Origin of the sequence: Klebsiella spallanzanii, from assembly GCF_902158555.1 — a bacterium.
Classification (GTDB): domain Bacteria; phylum Pseudomonadota; class Gammaproteobacteria; order Enterobacterales; family Enterobacteriaceae; genus Klebsiella; species Klebsiella spallanzanii.
Genome location: NZ_CABGGS010000012.1, coordinates 36,939 through 54,269, shown reverse-complemented (window position 1 = coordinate 54,269; position 17,331 = coordinate 36,939). Strand labels below are relative to the sequence as shown.

Annotated in this window: 14 protein-coding genes and 4 tRNA genes; 13 read left to right on the top strand and 5 right to left on the bottom strand. The window is 55.5% G+C overall.

Annotation, left to right across the window (positions count from 1 at the left end):
- The 12 genes from rfbA (at position 1) to FN082_RS11370 (ending at position 9,261) form a co-directional block, all read left to right on the top strand.
- The gene (rfbA, locus tag FN082_RS11425) at positions 1-882 is read left to right on the top strand and encodes a glucose-1-phosphate thymidylyltransferase RfbA (RefSeq protein ID WP_139537360.1); all 882 of its coding nucleotides are present in this window, start codon (positions 1-3) and stop codon (positions 880-882) included.
- The gene (gene rffC / locus FN082_RS11420; protein WP_139537361.1) at positions 860-1,534 is read left to right on the top strand and encodes a dTDP-4-amino-4,6-dideoxy-D-galactose acyltransferase; all 675 of its coding nucleotides are present in this window, start codon (positions 860-862) and stop codon (positions 1,532-1,534) included. Before rfbA ends, rffC begins: the two co-directional genes overlap by 23 nt.
- Before the next feature lie 4 nt (positions 1,535-1,538).
- Entirely contained in the window at positions 1,539-2,669 is a 1,131-nt protein-coding gene (gene rffA / locus FN082_RS11415; protein ID WP_139537428.1) for a dTDP-4-amino-4,6-dideoxygalactose transaminase, read from the top strand.
- A gap of 1 nt (position 2,670) precedes the next feature.
- Complete coding sequence (wzxE, locus tag FN082_RS11410) at positions 2,671-3,921, top strand: lipid III flippase WzxE (RefSeq protein ID WP_139537362.1); 1,251 nt, start codon at positions 2,671-2,673, stop codon at positions 3,919-3,921.
- The gene (locus tag FN082_RS11405) at positions 3,918-4,997 is read left to right on the top strand and encodes a TDP-N-acetylfucosamine:lipid II N-acetylfucosaminyltransferase (protein WP_142981596.1); all 1,080 of its coding nucleotides are present in this window, start codon (positions 3,918-3,920) and stop codon (positions 4,995-4,997) included. The genes wzxE and FN082_RS11405 overlap by 4 nt, the downstream gene beginning before the upstream one ends.
- Positions 4,994-6,340 (top strand): ECA oligosaccharide polymerase, encoded by a 1,347-nt coding sequence (gene wzyE, locus FN082_RS11400; RefSeq protein WP_139537364.1) that lies wholly within the window; start codon positions 4,994-4,996, stop codon positions 6,338-6,340. The genes FN082_RS11405 and wzyE overlap by 4 nt, the downstream gene beginning before the upstream one ends.
- 11 nt (positions 6,341-6,351) lie before the next feature.
- Positions 6,352-7,092 (top strand): lipopolysaccharide N-acetylmannosaminouronosyltransferase, encoded by a 741-nt coding sequence (wecG, locus tag FN082_RS11395; protein ID WP_142981595.1) that lies wholly within the window; start codon positions 6,352-6,354, stop codon positions 7,090-7,092.
- Positions 7,093-7,333: 241 nt separating this feature from the next.
- Entirely contained in the window at positions 7,334-8,719 is a 1,386-nt protein-coding gene (gene thrP, locus FN082_RS11390; RefSeq protein ID WP_139537366.1) for a bifunctional threonine/serine APC transporter ThrP, read from the top strand.
- Between the two features lie 102 nt (positions 8,720-8,821).
- Positions 8,822-8,898 (top strand) — tRNA-Arg (locus FN082_RS11385).
- A gap of 56 nt (positions 8,899-8,954) precedes the next feature.
- Positions 8,955-9,030: transfer RNA gene (locus FN082_RS11380), tRNA-His, on the top strand.
- A 22-nt stretch (positions 9,031-9,052) separates the two neighbouring features.
- Positions 9,053-9,139 (top strand) — tRNA-Leu (locus tag FN082_RS11375).
- Positions 9,140-9,184: 45 nt separating this feature from the next.
- Positions 9,185-9,261, top strand: a tRNA-Pro gene (locus FN082_RS11370).
- A 585-nt stretch (positions 9,262-9,846) separates the two neighbouring features.
- Here the strand turns inward: FN082_RS11370 and hemY are convergent.
- From hemY to hemC, 4 genes are read right to left on the bottom strand one after another with little or no spacing between them, the layout of a single operon-like run.
- Complete coding sequence (hemY, locus tag FN082_RS11365; protein WP_142981594.1) at positions 9,847-11,043, bottom strand: protoheme IX biogenesis protein HemY; 1,197 nt, start codon at positions 11,041-11,043, stop codon at positions 9,847-9,849.
- Between the two features lie 3 nt (positions 11,044-11,046).
- Complete coding sequence (hemX, locus tag FN082_RS11360) at positions 11,047-12,243, bottom strand: uroporphyrinogen-III C-methyltransferase (protein WP_139537368.1); 1,197 nt, start codon at positions 12,241-12,243, stop codon at positions 11,047-11,049.
- Between the two features lie 21 nt (positions 12,244-12,264).
- Positions 12,265-13,005 carry a uroporphyrinogen-III synthase gene (gene hemD, locus FN082_RS11355; protein WP_139537369.1) on the bottom strand — a complete coding sequence of 247 codons (741 nt, stop codon included), beginning with the start codon at positions 13,003-13,005 and terminating at the stop codon, positions 12,265-12,267.
- Positions 13,002-13,943, bottom strand: a complete 942-nt coding sequence (hemC, locus tag FN082_RS11350; RefSeq protein ID WP_142463014.1) for a hydroxymethylbilane synthase — start codon at positions 13,941-13,943, stop codon at positions 13,002-13,004. Before hemC ends, hemD begins: the two co-directional genes overlap by 4 nt.
- Before the next feature lie 347 nt (positions 13,944-14,290).
- Here hemC and cyaA point away from each other — a divergent pair, with 347 nt between their 5' ends.
- Positions 14,291-16,837, top strand: coding sequence for a class I adenylate cyclase (gene cyaA / locus FN082_RS11345; RefSeq protein WP_139537371.1), 2,547 nt, complete (start codon positions 14,291-14,293; stop codon positions 16,835-16,837).
- Between the two features lie 150 nt (positions 16,838-16,987).
- Here cyaA and cyaY read toward each other — a convergent pair whose 3' ends face one another.
- Positions 16,988-17,308, bottom strand: coding sequence for an iron donor protein CyaY (gene cyaY / locus FN082_RS11340; RefSeq protein ID WP_139537372.1), 321 nt, complete (start codon positions 17,306-17,308; stop codon positions 16,988-16,990).
- Between the last annotated feature and the right edge of the window lie 23 nt (positions 17,309-17,331).

Below are 17,331 nucleotides of genomic sequence, written 5' to 3'. Positions count from 1 at the left end.
ATGAAAGGTATTATTCTGGCAGGCGGCTCTGGTACACGCCTGCATCCGATCACGCGCGGCGTCTCAAAGCAGCTGCTACCCATCTATGACAAGCCGATGATCTACTACCCGCTCTCGGTGCTGATGCTGGCCGGGATCCGCGAAGTGTTGATTATCACCACGCCGGACGACCAGCGCGATTTCCAGCGCCTGCTGGGCGATGGCTCAGAGTTTGGCGTGCAGTTAAACTATGCCGTCCAGCCAAGCCCGGACGGGCTGGCGCAGGCGTTTATCATCGGCGAGGAGTTCCTCAACGGCGAACCCTCATGCCTGGTGCTGGGCGACAACATCTTTTTCGGTCAGGGTTTTAGCCCGAAGCTGCGTAGCGTAGCGGCCCGCACGAGCGGGGCAACGGTGTTTGGCTATCAGGTGATGGACCCGGAACGTTTTGGCGTGGTGGAGTTTGATGACGATTTCCGCGCGATTTCGCTGGAAGAGAAGCCAAAACGGCCCAAATCCAACTGGGCGGTGACCGGCCTCTATTTCTACGACGGTAAAGTGGCGGAATACGCGAAACGGGTTAAGCCCTCGGAGCGCGGTGAGCTGGAAATTACCTCCATCAATCAAATGTACCTTGACGATGGCGCACTGACGGTAGAGCTTCTTGGCCGAGGCTTTGCCTGGCTGGATACCGGCACGCACGATAGCCTGATTGAAGCCAGCATGTTTGTGCAGACGGTGGAAAAGCGTCAGGGTTTCAAGATTGCCTGCCTCGAGGAGATCGCCTGGCGCAACGGCTGGCTGGACGACGACGGCGTGAAGCGCGCGGCGAAACGGCTGGAAAAAACCGGCTACGGCCAATACTTACTGGATCTGCTCCGTGCCCGCCCGCGCCAGTATTGAGCCTCTGGAGTGGGAAAACCGCTTCTTTGGCGTCAATAGCGCCATCGTGCGCTTTGGCGATGATGCGCCGCTGCTGACGGCGCAGGCGCTGGCTGGATGGTCGCGGGTACAGGCGAAAGTGGCGGCAGATGATACCGCCCGTCTGGATGCGTTACAGGCATTAGGCTTCCGGCTGGTGGAAGGTGAGGTTGACCTTGCGCTTTCGCTTACAGCTTCTGATGATACTGGCGCCGAGCCGGCGACCGAGGCGGATATTCCCCGACTGCGCCAGCTGGCGGCGCTGGCCTTTGCCCAGAGCCGTTTCCGCGCCCCCTGGTACGCCGCAGATGCCAGCGGTCGTTTCTACGCTCAGTGGATTGAAAATGCGGTACGAGGGACCTTCGATCATCAGTGCCTGATCTTTCGCGCGACTGATGGCGATATCCGCGCGTTTGTCTCTCTTCGACAGCTTAACGAACGTGAGGCGAGGATTGGCCTGTTGGCCGGGCGAGGCGCTGGAACTGAATTAATGCAGGCGGCGCAACATTGGGCCGCGCTGCGCGGGCTGACGATACTGCGGGTGGCGACCCAGATGGGCAACACCGCCGCGCTTAAACGTTACATTCTTAGCGGTGCGAATGTGGAAAGCACCGCGTACTGGTTATACAGGTGACATGATGATTCCATTTAACGCGCCGCCGGTGGTGGGAACCGAGCTTGATTATATGCAGTCCGCAATGGGTAGCGGCAAGCTGTGCGGCGATGGCGGCTTTACCCGTCGCTGCCAGCAGTGGATGGAACAGCGTTTTGGAACGGCGAAAGCGCTGCTGACGCCATCGTGTACCGCGTCACTGGAAATGGCGGCGCTGTTGCTGGATATCCAGCCGGGCGATGAAGTGATAATGCCAAGCTATACCTTCGTCTCCACCGCGAACGCCTTTGTGCTGCGCGGCGCGAAAATTGTCTTCGTCGACATTCGTCGCGATACGATGAATATCGATGAAACGCTGATTGAAACGGCCATCACCGAGAAAACCCGCGCGATTGTGCCGGTCCATTATGCGGGCGTGGCCTGCGAGATGGACACCATTATGGCCATTGCCAGCAAGCATAATCTGTTTGTGGTGGAAGATGCCGCGCAGGGCGTGATGTCAACGTACAAAGGCCGGGCGCTCGGCACCATCGGTCATATTGGCTGCTTCAGCTTCCATGAAACCAAAAACTACACCGCGGGCGGCGAAGGCGGCGCGACGCTGATTAACGACAGCAAACTGGTGGAGCGCGCCGAGATCATTCGCGAAAAAGGCACCAACCGCAGCCAGTTTTTCCGTGGCCTGGTGGATAAATACACCTGGCGCGATATTGGTTCCAGCTACCTGATGTCTGATTTGCAGGCGGCCTACCTGTGGGCGCAGCTGGAAGCGGCAGAACGAATTAACCAGCAGCGCCTGGCATTATGGCAGAACTACTACGATGCCCTGCTGCCGCTGGCGCGCGCCGGGCGTATCGACCTGCCTGTGATTCCGGCCGACTGTGGACACAATGCGCATATGTTCTATATCAAGCTGCGCGATATTGACGATCGCAGCAAGCTGATAGCCTGGCTGAAAGAGGCGGAGATTCTGGCGGTATTCCACTATATCCCGCTGCACAGCTGCCCGGCGGGGGAGAACTTTGGTGAATTCCACGGTACGGATCGTTACACCACCCAGGAGAGCGAACGTCTGCTGCGCCTGCCGTTATTTTACAATCTGTCGAACGTAAACCAGCGTACGGTGATTAACTCGCTGCTGAGCTATTTCTCCTGATATGTCGCTGGCTAAAGCTTCTCTGTGGACTGCGGCGTCCACGCTGGTCAAGATTGGTGCCGGTCTGTTGGTGGTTAAACTGCTGGCGGTGTCGTTCGGCCCTGCCGGAGTGGGCCAGGCGGGTAATTTCCGCCAACTGGTGACCGTACTTGGCGTACTGGCGGGGGCCGGGATTTTTAACGGCGTCACTAAGCTGGTGGCCCAACATCATGACGATCGTCAGCAACTGAACAAGGTCGTCGGCACTTCTTCAGCGATGGTTCTGGGTTTCTCAACCCTACTGGCGCTGATATTCCTGCTGGCGGCAGCGCCGATAAGCCAGGGGCTGTTTGGGCATCAGCATTACCAGAATCTGGTTCGCCTGGTGGCGCTGGTGCAGATGGGTATTGCCTGGGCGAACTTCCTGTTAGCGTTGATGAAAGGTTTTCGCGATGCGGCGGGCAATGCGCTGTCGCTGATCGCCGGGAGCCTGATTGGCGTGGCGGCATACTATGCCTGCTATCGTTTCGGCGGCTATCAGGGGGCATTGCTCGGTCTGGCGCTGGTGCCTGCGCTGGTGGTGGTTCCGGCCGCGATTGTGCTGTGGCGACGCGGCAATATTCCGCTGAGCGCCCTGCGTCCGCGTTGGGATAACGGCCTGGCGGGTCAGCTGTCGAAGTTTACCCTGATGGCGCTGATCACCTCGGTGACGCTGCCGGTCGCCTACGTGATGATGCGTAACCTGCTGGCGGCCCATTATGGCTGGGAAGCAGTGGGGATCTGGCAAGGCGTCAGCAGCATTTCCGACGCCTATTTGCAGTTTATTACCGCTTCGTTTAGCGTGTACCTGCTGCCTACGCTCTCTCGCCTGACCGCCAAAGCGGACATCACCCGTGAGATTGGCAAATCGCTGAAATTTGTCCTTCCGGCGGTGGCGGCAGCGAGTTTAACCGTGTGGTTGCTGCGCGATTTCGCCATCTGGCTACTTTTTTCCGACCGCTTTACGGCGATGCGCGATCTCTTCGCCTGGCAGCTTGTGGGCGATGTGCTGAAGGTCGGGGCGTATGTTTACGGCTATCTGGTGATCGCCAAAGCCTCGCTGCGGTTTTATATCCTGACGGAAATCAGCCAGTTCACGCTGTTGACCGCATTTTCGCACTGGCTTATTCCGGCGCACGGCGCAATCGGCGCGGCGCAGGCGTATATGGCTACTTATATTGTTTATTTCGCCCTCTGTAGCGGCGTGTTTTTACTTTGGCGTAAACGGGCATGACAGCACTAATACATGTACTGGGATCGGATATCCCACACCACAACCAGACCGTTCTGCGGTTCTTTAATGATGAGCTGGCCGTCGATGACGAGCAGGCTCGTACTTTTATGGTCGTCGGTGATGCGACAGGAATTCGCGAAGCCTATCCCGCGCTCTCCATCCGCTGTTATCCTGGGAAAAAATCGCTGGCGCAGGCGGTTATCGCGCTGGCAAAAGCGAACCGGCAGCAGCGCTTTTTCTTTCATGGTCAGTTCAATACCGGCTTGTGGCTGGCGTTGCTCAGCGGCGGTATCCGCCCGACGCAGTTTAACTGGCATATCTGGGGGGCGGATCTGTATGAGAATTCCTCCAGCCTGAAGTTCCGCCTGTTTTATCCGCTGCGGCGCATGGCGCAGGGGCGGGTAGGGCGCGTGTTTGCGACCCGAGGCGATCTAAGCTGGTTTTCCGCCCGTCATTCGGGTGTCCCAGGTGAACTGCTCTATTTTCCAACCCGAATGGACCCGGCGCTGAATACCCTTGCTGATAGCGCTCCGCGCGGCGACACGCTGACTATCCTGGTGGGGAATTCCGGTGACCGCAGCAATGAACATATTGCGGCGCTGCGCGCGATTCATCAGCAGTTTGGTGATACGGTCAACGTGATTGTGCCGATGGGTTACCCGGCCAATAATAGTGATTACATCAACCAGGTCCGCGAGGCCGGAGCGGCGCTGTTTAGCCCGCAGCATCTTCAGGTTCTGAGCGACAAGCTGGCGTTCGATGACTACCTTGCGCTATTGCGCCGCTGCGATCTTGGCTACTTCTTGTTTGCCCGCCAGCAGGGTATCGGCACGCTGTGCCTGCTGATTCAGGCGGGGATCCCCTGCGTTCTGAACCGGGAGAATCCCTTCTGGCAGGATATGTCGGAGCAGCATATTCCGGTACTCTTTACCAGCGATACGCTGGACGCGGCCGTGGTGCGAAAAGCGCAGCGCCAGCTGGCCGGTGTGGATAAGAATCAGATTGCCTTCTTCCGTCCGAATTACCTGACGGGCTGGCGACGAGCGTTGCGGGTTGCCGCGGGGGTGAACGCATGACATTAATGCAATTTAGCGGGCTGCTGGCGGTCTGGCTGCTGTCGACGCTATTTATCGCCACCACCACGTACTTTGAATTTCGCCGCGTGCGGTTTAATTTCAACGTCTTTTTCTCGTTGCTGTTTCTGTTGACCTTCTTCTTCGGTTTCCCGTTGACCAGCATTCTGGTGTTCCGTTTCGACGTGGCGGTGGCCCCACCGGAAATCCTGCTGCAAACCCTGCTGGTTTCGGTCTGTTTTTATGCGGTTTACTACGTCACCTATAAAACGCGACTGCGCCCAGCGAGTCGGGAGCATCAGCATCGCCCGCTGTACACCATGAACCGCGTGGAAACTCACCTGACCTGGTTGATTTTGCTGGGTATTGCGCTGCTTTGCGTGGGGATTTTCTTTGCGCACAACGGCTTCCTGTTATTCAGACTCAACTCCTATAGCCAGATCTTTTCCAGCGAAGTTTCCGGCGTGGCGCTCAAGCGCTTTTTCTACTTCTTCATCCCGGCGATGCTGGTGGTCTATTTTCTGCGTCAGGATTATAAGGCGTGGATATTTTTCCTTGTCAGCACCGTGGCCTTTGGCCTGCTGACCTATGCTATCGTCGGCGGCACCCGGGCGAACATTATCATCGCTTTTGCTATCTTTTTGTTCATCGGCATTATTCGCGGCTGGATCAGCCTGTGGATGCTGGCGGCGGCGGGCGTGCTGGGTATCGTCGGTATGTTCTGGCTGGCGCTTAAACGCTATGGCATGAACGTGAGCGGCGATGAAGCGTTTTATACTTTCCTTTATCTGACCCGCGATACCTTCTCGCCGTGGGAAAACCTGGCCCTGCTGCTGCAAAACTACGACAAGATTGAGTTCCAGGGGCTGGCGCCAATCATCCGGGATTTCTATGTCTTTATTCCCAGCTGGCTATGGCACGGTCGCCCGACAATGGTGCTCAATACCGCCAACTATTTCACCTGGGAAGTGCTGAATAACCATTCTGGCCTGGCGATTTCGCCGACCCTGATTGGCTCACTGGTGGTGATGGGCGGCGTCTGGTTCGTACCGCTGGGTGCGGTGGCGGTTGGGCTAATCATTAAATGGTTTGACTGGCTGTACGAGCTGGGCAACAGGGAGACGAACCGCTATAAAGCGGCGATCCTGCACAGTTTTTGTTTCGGCGCTATCTTCAATATGATCGTGTTGGCGCGCGAAGGGCTGGATTCATTCGGCTCCCGCGTGGTGTTTTTCCTCGTCATCTTTGGGATCTGCTTGCTGGCGGCGAAACTGCTCTACTGGTTCCTGGATAGCGTGGGACTGATTCACAAGCGGGCTAAACCGCTGACGCAACCTCAAGTCTGATAAGGGTGTACATGACTGGGACTACATCCGCGCCGTTGTACCTGCTGAGAGGGTTGCAACTCATTGGTTGGCGCGATATGCAACATGCTCTGGATTATCTCTATGCCGAAGGCGAGATCCGCACGGGGACGCTGGTGGCAATTAATGCAGAGAAGATGCTGGCGGTAGAAGACAACCCCGAGGTTCGGGCGCTGATTGAAGCCGCGGAGTTTAAATATGCCGATGGCATCAGCGTGGTGCGCTCATTACGTAAAAAATATCCTCAAGCGCAGGTGTCGCGCGTCGCCGGGGCTGATTTATGGGAAGCGCTGATGGAGCGTGCTGGCGCTCAGGGAACGCCGGTATTTCTGATTGGCGGTAAGCCCGGGGTGCTGGCGCAAACGGAGCAACAGCTTCGCCAGCGCTGGAACGTGAATATTGTTGGTAGCCAGGACGGCTATTTCGCTGCTGACCAGCGTCAGGCGCTGTTTGAGCGCATTCGCGATAGCGGGGCGAAGATTGTCACCGTGGCGATGGGCTCGCCGCGTCAGGAGATCCTGATGCGCGATTGCCGAAAAGTTTATCCGCAGGCGCTGTATATGGGCGTGGGAGGGACCTACGATGTCTTTACCGGCCACGTTCAGCGGGCGCCGAAATTCTGGCAGGACCTTGGGCTGGAGTGGTTTTATCGCCTGGTGTCGCAGCCGAGCCGGATAAAAAGGCAGGCGCGTCTGCTGCGCTATTTACGCTGGTATTACACCGATAAGCTTTGACATTCCACTACGAACAGGCGGGTTTACCTGGATATTCTGTGTAATGTATTCATCTGCCTGATACTTTATTTGCCATTTCCGTAAAATTCATTAACCATTCGCATGCTTAAAACGCGACGGGCAGGTTTTGCCGTCGCGCAGGCAGGGTTTTCCATTTTATTTATTCATAAAAATAACCGGGATATATACACCTTCATTTGAGGTGCAATAAACCCGGAGCAGGGCAAACACAAGAGGCTATATGACTGAGAAAAAAGCGGAACTTCAGCGGGGACTGGAGGCGCGACATATTGAGCTAATCGCCCTTGGCGGCACGATTGGCGTGGGTTTATTTATGGGAGCGGCAAGTACGCTGAAGTGGGCCGGTCCGTCGGTCCTGTTGGCGTATATTATCGCAGGGCTTTTTGTCTTCTTTATCATGCGTTCGATGGGTGAAATGCTGTTCCTCGAACCGGTAACCGGCTCATTCGCCGTTTACGCACATCGCTATATGAGCCCGTTTTTCGGCTATCTGACCGCCTGGTCCTACTGGTTTATGTGGATGGCGGTCGGGATATCGGAGATCACGGCTATCGGGGTCTATGTGCAGTTCTGGTTCCCGGATATGGCGCAGTGGATACCGGCGCTGATTGCGGTCGGGCTGGTGGCGCTGGCAAACCTGGCGGCGGTACGGCTATATGGTGAAATTGAATTTTGGTTTGCAATGATCAAAGTCACCACCATTATCGTGATGATCGTGGTTGGATTGGGCGTTATTTTCTTTGGCTTTGGCAACGGCGGACACTCCATTGGCTTTGGTAACCTGACCGAGCATGGCGGCTTTTTTGCTGGCGGTTGGAAAGGCTTCCTGACGGCGCTGTGTATTGTCGTCGCGTCCTATCAGGGCGTTGAGCTTATCGGTATCACCGCCGGTGAAGCGAAGAACCCGCAGGTCACTCTGCGCAGCGCGGTGGGTAAAGTGCTGTGGCGAATCCTGATTTTCTATGTGGGGGCGATTTTCGTTATCGTCACTATTTTCCCGTGGGATCAGATTGGCTCCAACGGCAGCCCGTTCGTCCTGACCTTTGCCAAAATAGGCATTACTGCGGCGGCGGGCATTATTAACTTTGTGGTGCTGACGGCGGCACTTTCCGGTTGTAACAGCGGAATGTACAGCTGCGGACGTATGCTCTACGCGTTGGCAAGAAACCGTCAGCTTCCTGCGGCGATCGCCAAAGTCTCGCGCAACGGCGTGCCGTCGGTTGGCGTGGCCCTGTCGATCCTGATTCTACTGATTGGTTCGTGCCTGAACTACATTATCCCCAATCCACAACGGGTTTTCGTCTACGTCTACAGCGCCAGCGTACTACCGGGCATGGTGCCGTGGTTTGTGATTCTGATTAGCCAGCTGCGTTTTCGTCTTGTACACAAAGAAGCAATGACCAGCCATCCTTTCCGCTCGCTGCTGTTCCCGTGGGCTAACTATTTAACGATGGCGTTCCTGATTTGCGTGCTGGTAGGCATGGGTTTTAACGACGATACCCGCATGTCGCTCTTCGTCGGGATTATTTTCCTGGCGGCTGTCACGCTCATTTATAAGGTTTTTGGCCTTGGTCGACGCGGAAATGTGGATAATGTGGCGGAATAAGCGACAAAATGCACAAAGCATGAGCAAACGGTAATTTTCTTTAAAAAGGCACTAGACAGCGGGGTAGGAAGTCCGTAATATCCGACCCCGCAACGGCGCTAAGCGCCCGTAGCTCAGCTGGATAGAGCGCTGCCCTCCGGAGGCAGAGGTCTCAGGTTCGAATCCTGTCGGGCGCACCATTTACCCGGTGCTGGAGCTGCGGTGGTTTTAAGACCGCGTAAAAAGATTTGTAGTGGTGGCTATAGCTCAGTTGGTAGAGCCCTGGATTGTGATTCCAGTTGTCGTGGGTTCGAATCCCATTAGCCACCCCATTATTTAGAAAGTTGTGATATTGCGAAGGTGGCGGAATTGGTAGACGCGCTAGCTTCAGGTGTTAGTGTTCTTACGGACGTGGGGGTTCAAGTCCCCCCCCTCGCACCACGACTTTATAAAGAATTGAACTAAAAATTCAAAAAAGCAGTACATCGGCGAGTAGCGCAGCTTGGTAGCGCAACTGGTTTGGGACCAGTGGGTCGGAGGTTCGAATCCTCTCTCGCCGACCAATTTTGAACCCCGCTTCGGCGGGGTTTTTTGTTTTCTGATTCTGCATAAATATCTTTTATCCCCATGATATCGCTAAAAATATCTCGCTAATTGTGATGCGATTTATTGCCCAGAATACTCCCAATTCCTTGTACGGATAGATGCATTTTCTACAGATCCTGTGCGATAATAAACGGGTAGATGCTCATTCCATCTCTTATGTTCGCCTTCGTGCCTCATAAACTCAGGAATGATGCAGAGCCGTTTTACGGTGCTTATCGTCCACTGACAGATGTCGCATTTTATATGCTAAATCATTCATGATGTGTCGAGACGGCCAGCACGGGAATCCCCAGGAGCTTACAAAGGTAAGTGACAGGGGTGAGTGTGTGCAGCCAACGAAGAGACAGCGTGAAGGATGAAGCATATAGCCTCATCAAACACCATGGACACTACGTTGAGTGAAGCACCCAATTTGTTGTCAAACAGACCTGTTTTAACGCCTGCCCTGGTTTCAGAGCAGGCGTTTTTTTATTTGGGAGCATGAAGCATTTGCAGAAGGGGAGTGCTATCGCCCCCAGTGGAGGCGATAGTGAAGATCGTGCTTACTGCTGTGGATTGTTTTGCAGGGTCAACAGCAGGCCGTCACGGCGCATGGTTGCCGCTTCTTCCGGTTGATTCAGACGATCGAGGGTATCGGCTAGCCACGCGTAATCAAACGCATCCGGACGCTGCTTGAGCGCGGCGCGGAACGCGATGCTGGCCTCCTGCCACTCGCCGTGACGCATTAACGACTGTCCCAGCGTGCTCCACAGCAGCGGGCGGTCACCGACCGTTTTGAGTTGCTGGCGCAGCACCTTCTCCAATTGCTCTGGATTATTGGTTTTCAGCCGCGGAATCGGCAGCACCAGACGGTCGTCGTAGTGCTTTTTCAGACCATCAATAATAATCTGCTGGGCGGTATCATGGTCGTCGCTTTCGATAAGGCGATTTGCCATGGCCACCTGTAGCGCCACGTGGCTACGAGTTTTACGGCTTTGGTTTTTCCACCAGTCACGCAACCCTTCGCTGCCGCCGTCGGCCAGCGCTTTATCCATCAGTCCAATCCACGCCAGCTGTTCCAGCTCAGCGCGATGCTCTTCATCGCTGACGTTGGCTTTCGCCATTGATGGGATGATATCCAGCAGTGAATTCCAGGCCCCGGTACGGATATAGGCCTGCTCGGCAAGGCGCAGAACCTCCGGATGGCGCGGAGTGATCTCCAGCAGCTTATCGATACCGTGGCGGGCAGCATGGTTTTCATTACGCGCCAGCTGCAGGCGTACGCGAGTGATTTCGACCGGGATCAGATCGTCACCGGCCAGTTCGGTCGCGCGCTCCAGATGCTGGTTAGCGCGGGCTTCATCACCACGCTGCTGGGCCGCTTCCGCCGCCAGCAGGTAATTCACCACTGGCTGCTCCGCGTGATCGGCATTTTTCGCCATCAGCTTCTCAACCTGCTGATAGTCGCCTTCCGCCAGCTTCAGCAGCGCCTGCTCGGTCTGCTTACGAGCGCGACGGCGCTTGCGGCCCACGAACCAGCCGCGAGTATGCGCGCCGGTACGGAAAATGCGCCGCAGCAGCCATTCAATGGCAAACAGCACCACCATAGTGAGGATCATGATGATCGCTAATCCGGTGACGCTGGTTTCAATGTTGTAGTTATCGGTCTGGATCAGAACGTAGCCTTGATGACCGGCGATCATCGGGCCGACAACGATCCCGGCAATCAGCAGCGCGAAGAGTAAGAGAATTTTCAACATGCGTTACTCTCCTTGTGGCGCAGTTGCTGGCGCGGGGGCTACAGGCGCAGGAACAGCAGGCGCCGGAGCGCTGGTCTGTGTTTCAGCCGGTTGCGCCATCAGATTACGCACTCGGGTCTGCATGAGTTTCTCAAGCAGCGCCTGGCTCTGCAGGCTGTCAGGTACGTTCATGGTGATACTTTGCTGACTGAGTTTATCCACATCCTCAAGGAAGGCTTTGGTAGTGGCATCGTCAGTATCGTAGTAGGCGCGAACCCAGGTGGAGACGTTATCCAGCGCTTGCTTGTAAGTCTCTTCCTGATGGCGCGGAACTGCCTGCGCCGCGACTAGCAGACGTGAGCGAATGTTCTCACGCAGGTAGACATCCTGGTTTGGCGCCAGCAACGGAACCGCTGTTTCGTCACGGCGGCGAACGGTAATAAAGCTGTCCATAAAGTTCTGCCAGCTTTTTTGCAGGTTAACCCGCCACTCCTTAATGGAGCTGGATAGCTCATCGCTATCGGAATCCATCGGGGAGTCATCATCGTTATTGTCCGCCAGGCGTAAATTATCGATCTGATTGGCAAGCTGGTTCACTTTCAGGATGATGCCGTCATAGTCCACCTGACTCACGGCGGAAAGCGAAGCGATATCGTCGGTGATGGCGCGGCGAGCGCTAATCAGGCTTGGGTCGTTCATATCGGCGAGGCTGGCGTCAGCGCTTTTCAGCAGCGCGGCGGCGGTCGTCACGTCCTGGTCGCTCCACAGCTTACGCCCGGCCAGCTTCACCAGAAAATCAGCTTGTGCGAGTAGCCAGGTTTTGGCATCGCTACCGGAAATGACCGCAACTTTTTCCTGCACTTCATCCAGCTTCTTCGCAAGCGCATCCTGCTGATGCTTTGCTTCCGTCAACTGGTCGGTCTGCTGTTTAATGATGCCTTCGAGTTCGCTTTTTTGGCTTTCCTGCGCCTTTTGCAGCGTGGCGATCTGGCTGGATAGCTCGGCGCTGGTTTCGCTCTGACGGGTTGCCTGAGTTTTCGTGAGGCCGTAAAGACCTACGCCAGCAGCGAGGGCGATAGCAATGGCTATTGCGCTCAGGGCGAGGCTGGTTTTACTGCCGCCGTTTTTCTTTTCTACATTATTCTTTTCTGGCTGTGGTGTCTTTTCCACGGCCTCCCTGGTCTCTTCAACCACGGCGGATTGATTCTGTTGTTCCGTCATTATGGCTTCCAATGTTGAGAGTTATTGTAATGCGCGTAGCAGCGCATCGTTGTCGGCGCTATCGGCAACCTGGATATCCTGCCAGCCCAATGCCCTGGCCTGTTCGGCCAGACGCTCACTGACAACTAAAATGCGACAGTTAAGGAGCCAACGTTCGCGGTACCACTGCGGTATTAACGTCCAGAGCTGTTGCAGCATCTCGCCGCTGGTAATCACCAGCGTCGAAACCCCACGAGACTGCCAGCGCATTGCTTCTTCTGCGCCATCATAGTGCCTTGCACTACGTTGATAACATTCACAAAAAGTGACATCGGCACCGCGTTCACGGAGCGTGTCACCGAGTAATTCTCGCCCACCGTTACCGCGCAGGATGAGCGCCTTTTTCCCCGCAATGTTTTGTAATTCAGGTAATTGTAGCAAGACTTCGCTGATTTCCCGATCTAACGGATAGCGAACATCATGACTGCTGACTTTGTGTAGGGCCAGCGCAGTAGTGCGGCCAATCGCAAAATAATCAGGTGCAGAGGGCCAGCGCAGCCGTTGTTGCTGGAGGCGAGCGTGGGCAAACTCAACGGCGTGCTGCGATAGCGCGAAGAGTAAATCACCCGCCTTGAGGCCTGCTAACTGACCGCCCAGCTCCTGAAGCTGACGGCCCGGAGTAAATTCAATGAGCGGAAAGCTCCAGGCCACGCGTCCCAGCGCGCGCAGGCGGCTGACTAACTCTTCGCCTTGCGGCAGCGGACGGGTGACCAGGATACTCATTGCGGGGCTTCTCCCGCATAGACGACGGCGAGAATGTCGCGAGCACCGTTATCCAGAAGTTCTTCGGCGAGGGAGACGCCGAGCGTTTCGGCATCTTCCGGGCGACCACGCCGCTCGCCGCGCACCATTTGCGAGCCATCCGGCGCGCCAACCAGCGCGCGCAGCCATAGCTCACCGTCGATCAGTTCGGCATAGCTGCCGATAGGCACCTGGCACCCGCCTTCAAGCCTGGTGTTCATCGCTCGTTCGGCGCGTACGCGTATGGCCGTTTCCGTATGGTTCAGCGGTGCAAGCAAAGCTTTCGTCCACTCATCGTCCAGGCGGCATTCGATGCCAACGGCGCCCTGGCCGACGGCGGGCAGGGATTGTTCCGGCGTTAGCGGTTGACGAATACGCGTTTCCAGATTCAGGCGTTTGAGCCCTGCTGCTGCAAGAATAATGGCGTCATACTCGCCGTTATCGAGCTTGCTCAGACGTGTGCCAACGTTACCGCGCAGAGAGCGGATCACCAGATCCGGACGATCGGCGGCTAGCTGGCACTGGCGACGTAAACTTGACGTGCCAACGATACTGCCGTGTGGCAGTTCATCAATGGAAGCATAGTGATTTGAGACGAAGGCATCGCGCGGGTCTTCACGTTCGCAAATGGTGACCAACCCCAGGCCTTCGGGAAATTCCACCGGCACGTCTTTCATGGAATGGACGGCGATATCGGCGCGACCATCCAGCATGGCCAGCTCCAGCTCTTTGACAAACAGACCCTTACCGCCCACTTTTGCAAGGGGAGTATCAAGGATCACGTCGCCGCGGGTGACCATCGGCACCAGTTCAACAGAAAGCCCCGGATGACAGGACTCCAGACGCTCTTTCACATAATGTGCCTGCCATAGCGCAAGCGGGCTTTGCCGTGTGGCAATTCTCAAAACTTTGTCTAACATGCTTGTTACCGTCATAGTCGACCACTAACCATCCTAACATTGTTGTCTTAGGGATGTTAGTTTTGTGGGGATAAGGGTCGCGGCTATCTTTTTTAGCCTTTCATGCGTTTGCGGGTTGCCGCAAACGTAGTGAAGAATTTACACATAGTAAAGGGTGCTACACTTGTATGTAGCGCATCTTTCTTTACGGTCAATCCGCAAGGTGTTAGATTGATCACGTTTTAAACCATTTGTCAGTCAGCAGTTCATCACAACCACACCGACGACGAATGGTGACGGTTTTTGTTGAAATACTGAAACTCTCCGTACTATTGTACGTCGGGTTTTTGAACATCAGGCGATATGTCTTGTACCTCTATATTGAGACACTGAAACAGAGACTGGATGCCATCAACCAATTGCGCGTGGATCGCGCCCTTGCTGCAATGGGACCCGCTTTCCAGCAGGTTTACAGTCTACTGCCGACATTACTACATTATCATCACCCGCTGATGCCGGGTTACCTTGACGGTAACGTTCCCCGCGGCATTTGCCTCTACACGCCTGATGAAACCCAACGTCACTACCTTGACGAACTCGAACTCCACCGTGGAATGCTGACCCAGGAGCCGCCGAAAGGCGAGCTGCCGATTACCGGCCTTTATTCTATGGGCAGTACTTCTTCCGTTGGCCAAAGCTGCTCTTCCGACCTTGATATCTGGGTTTGCCATCAGTCCTGGCTGGATACCGAAGAGCGTCAGCTGTTGCAGCGTAAATGCAGCCTGCTGGAAAGCTGGGCGGCATCGCTCGGCGTTGAAGTCAGCTTCTTCCTGATCGACGAAAACCGCTTCCGTCATAATGAAAGCGGCAGTCTCGGCGGCGAAGATTGCGGTTCCACTCAGCATATCCTGCTGCTGGATGAGTTTTACCGTACTGCGGTGCGTCTGGCTGGGAAACGTATTCTGTGGAACATGGTGCCGTGCGAAGAAGAGGAGCATTACGACGATTACGTCATGAGCCTCTACGCGCAGGGCGTGCTGACGCCGAACGAATGGCTGGATCTTGGCGGGCTCAGTTCTCTGTCGGCAGAAGAGTACTTCGGCGCCAGCCTGTGGCAGCTCTATAAAAGTATCGACTCACCCTATAAGGCGGTGCTGAAGACGCTGCTGCTGGAAGCCTACTCCTGGGAGTATCCCAACAACCGTCTGCTGGCGAAAGATATCAAACAGCGTCTGCATGACGGTGAAATTGTCTCGTTCGGTCTCGATCCTTACTGCATGATGCTGGAGCGCGTGACGCTCTATCTGCAGGCCATTGAAGACGAAACGCGTCTCGATCTGGTGCGTCGATGTTTCTATTTAAAAGTCTGTGAAAAGCTCAGCCGCGAGCGCGCCTGCGTTGGCTGGCGTCGCGAAGTGGTCAGTCACCTGGTAAAAGAGTGGGGCTGGGATGAAAAGCGTCTGATGATGCTCGACAACCGGGCCAACTGGAAGATTGACGAAGTCCGTAAAGCGCACAACGAGCTGCTTGATGCGATGATGCAGAGCTATCGTAACCTGATTCGCTTCGCGCGCCGCAATAACCTGAGCGTTTCCGCCAGTCCGCAGGATATTGGCGTGCTGACGCGTAAGCTGTACGCCGCATTTGAAGCGCTGCCGGGGAAAGTCACCCTGGTGAACCCGCAAATTTCTCCGGATCTGTCTGAGCCGAATCTGACCTTTATCCATGTGCCGCCGGGCCGTGCCAACCGTACCGGTTGGTATGTTTATAACCGTGCGCCGGATATGGAGTCGATCATCAGTCATCAGCCGCTGGAATATAACCGTTATCTTAATAAGCTGGTGGCCTGGGCCTGGTTTAACGGCCTGCTGACGTCACGAACTCGCCTGTTTATTAAGGGCAACGGCATTGTCGATCTGGCTAAATTGCAGGAAATGGTCGCCGACGTATCGCACCACTTCCCGCTGCGCCTGCCGTCTCCGACGCCTAAAGCGCTGTATAGCCCGTGCGAAATTCGCCATCTGGCGATCATCGTAAACCTGGAATATGACCCGACGGCGGCCTTCCGCAATCAGGTGGTGCATTTTGACTTCCGCAAGCTGGACGTTTTCAGCTTTGGTGAAGAGCAAAAATGCCTGATTGGCAGCGTTGATCTGCTGTATCGCAACTCGTGGAACGAAGTGCGTACGCTGCACTTCAACGGCGAGCAGGCGATGATCGAAGCGCTGAAAACCATTCTCGGCAAGATGCATCAGGACGCCGCGCCGCCGGATAGCGTGGAAGTGTTCTGCTATAGCCAGCATTTGCGCGGCCTTATACGTACTCGCGTGCAGCAACTGGTATCTGAATGCGTTGAACTGCGTCTTTCCAGTACCCGCCAGGATACCGGGCGTTTTAAAGCGTTGCGCGTTTCCGGGCAAACCTGGGGGCTGTTCTTCGAGCGTCTTAACGTCTCGGTGCAGAAGCTGGAAAACGCCATCGAATTCTATGGCGCGATTTCGCATAACAAACTGCACGGCCTGTCGGTACAGGTGGAAACCAACCAGGTCAGGCTGCCGCAGGTGGTGGATGGCTTTGCCAGCGAAGGGATTATTCAGTTCTTCTTTGAAGATGCGGATAACGACAACGGTTTTAACATCTATATCCTTGATGAGAGCAACCGCGCCGAGGTGTATCACCACTGCGAAGGTAGCAAAGAGGAGCTGGTGCGTGATGTCAGCCGCTTCTATTCATCATCGCACGATCGCTTTACCTACGGTTCCAGCTTTATCAACTTTAACCTGCCGCAGTTCTATCAGATTGTTGATGTCGACGGGCGGGAGCAGGTGATTCCCTTCCGCAGCCAGGTGATTGCAGCCGCCATTTCGGCAGGCCAGGATTCTGCAACATCGCCGATGCTGCAGCACTATTCCTGAACCTGATGCGGGGGAGTGACCGGTCTGAAATCTGGTGCCGGTGAACTTCCCGAGGGCGCTTCGCTTGCCCGGGCTACGAGTACGTGCGGTATCGTGTAGCCCGGACAGATGCGTTAGCAGCGCCTCCGGGGAAAATCGAAGTTTGCTACCTTAGCGAAAACTCACTTCTTCACCGGCCTGATTCGTTGCCGCCTGTTCCAGCAGATCCCAGAAGGTTTCACCGCTACGGTCGCAAACCCACTCATCGCCTTTTAAGTCGAAATGGTAGCCGCCTTGTTTTGTTGCCAGCCACACCTGATGCAGCGGCTCCTGACGGTTGATAATAATTTTGCTGCCGTTTTCAAAGCTGATGGTCAGCACGCCGCCGTTGATTTCACAGTCGATATCGCTGTCGCCGTCCCAGTCATCCAGACGTTCTTCGATGGTCATCCACAGGGTATCGGCCAGGCGATGGAATTCACTGTCGTTCATGGTTTTGTCCCGCTTTTTTGATA

Bases quoted from the DNA above. Each gene is read 5' to 3' on its own strand.
- hemC (WP_142463014.1), bottom strand. From the start codon at position 13,943: ATGTTAGACAAAGTTTTGAGAATTGCCACACGGCAAAGCCCGCTTGCG.
- rffA (WP_139537428.1), top strand. From the start codon at position 1,539: ATGATTCCATTTAACGCGCCGCCGGTGGTGGGAACCGAGCTTGATTAT.
- hemX (WP_139537368.1), bottom strand. From the start codon at position 12,243: ATGACGGAACAACAGAATCAATCCGCCGTGGTTGAAGAGACCAGGGAG.
- wzxE (WP_139537362.1), top strand. From the start codon at position 2,671: ATGTCGCTGGCTAAAGCTTCTCTGTGGACTGCGGCGTCCACGCTGGTC.
- wzyE (WP_139537364.1), top strand. From the start codon at position 4,994: ATGACATTAATGCAATTTAGCGGGCTGCTGGCGGTCTGGCTGCTGTCG.
- thrP (WP_139537366.1), top strand. From the start codon at position 7,334: ATGACTGAGAAAAAAGCGGAACTTCAGCGGGGACTGGAGGCGCGACAT.
- wecG (WP_142981595.1), top strand. From the start codon at position 6,352: ATGACTGGGACTACATCCGCGCCGTTGTACCTGCTGAGAGGGTTGCAA.
- hemY (WP_142981594.1), bottom strand. From the start codon at position 11,043: ATGTTGAAAATTCTCTTACTCTTCGCGCTGCTGATTGCCGGGATCGTT.
- cyaY (WP_139537372.1), bottom strand. From the start codon at position 17,308: ATGAACGACAGTGAATTCCATCGCCTGGCCGATACCCTGTGGATGACC.
- hemD (WP_139537369.1), bottom strand. From the start codon at position 13,005: ATGAGTATCCTGGTCACCCGTCCGCTGCCGCAAGGCGAAGAGTTAGTC.
- rfbA (WP_139537360.1), top strand. From the start codon at position 1: ATGAAAGGTATTATTCTGGCAGGCGGCTCTGGTACACGCCTGCATCCG.
- FN082_RS11405 (WP_142981596.1), top strand. From the start codon at position 3,918: ATGACAGCACTAATACATGTACTGGGATCGGATATCCCACACCACAAC.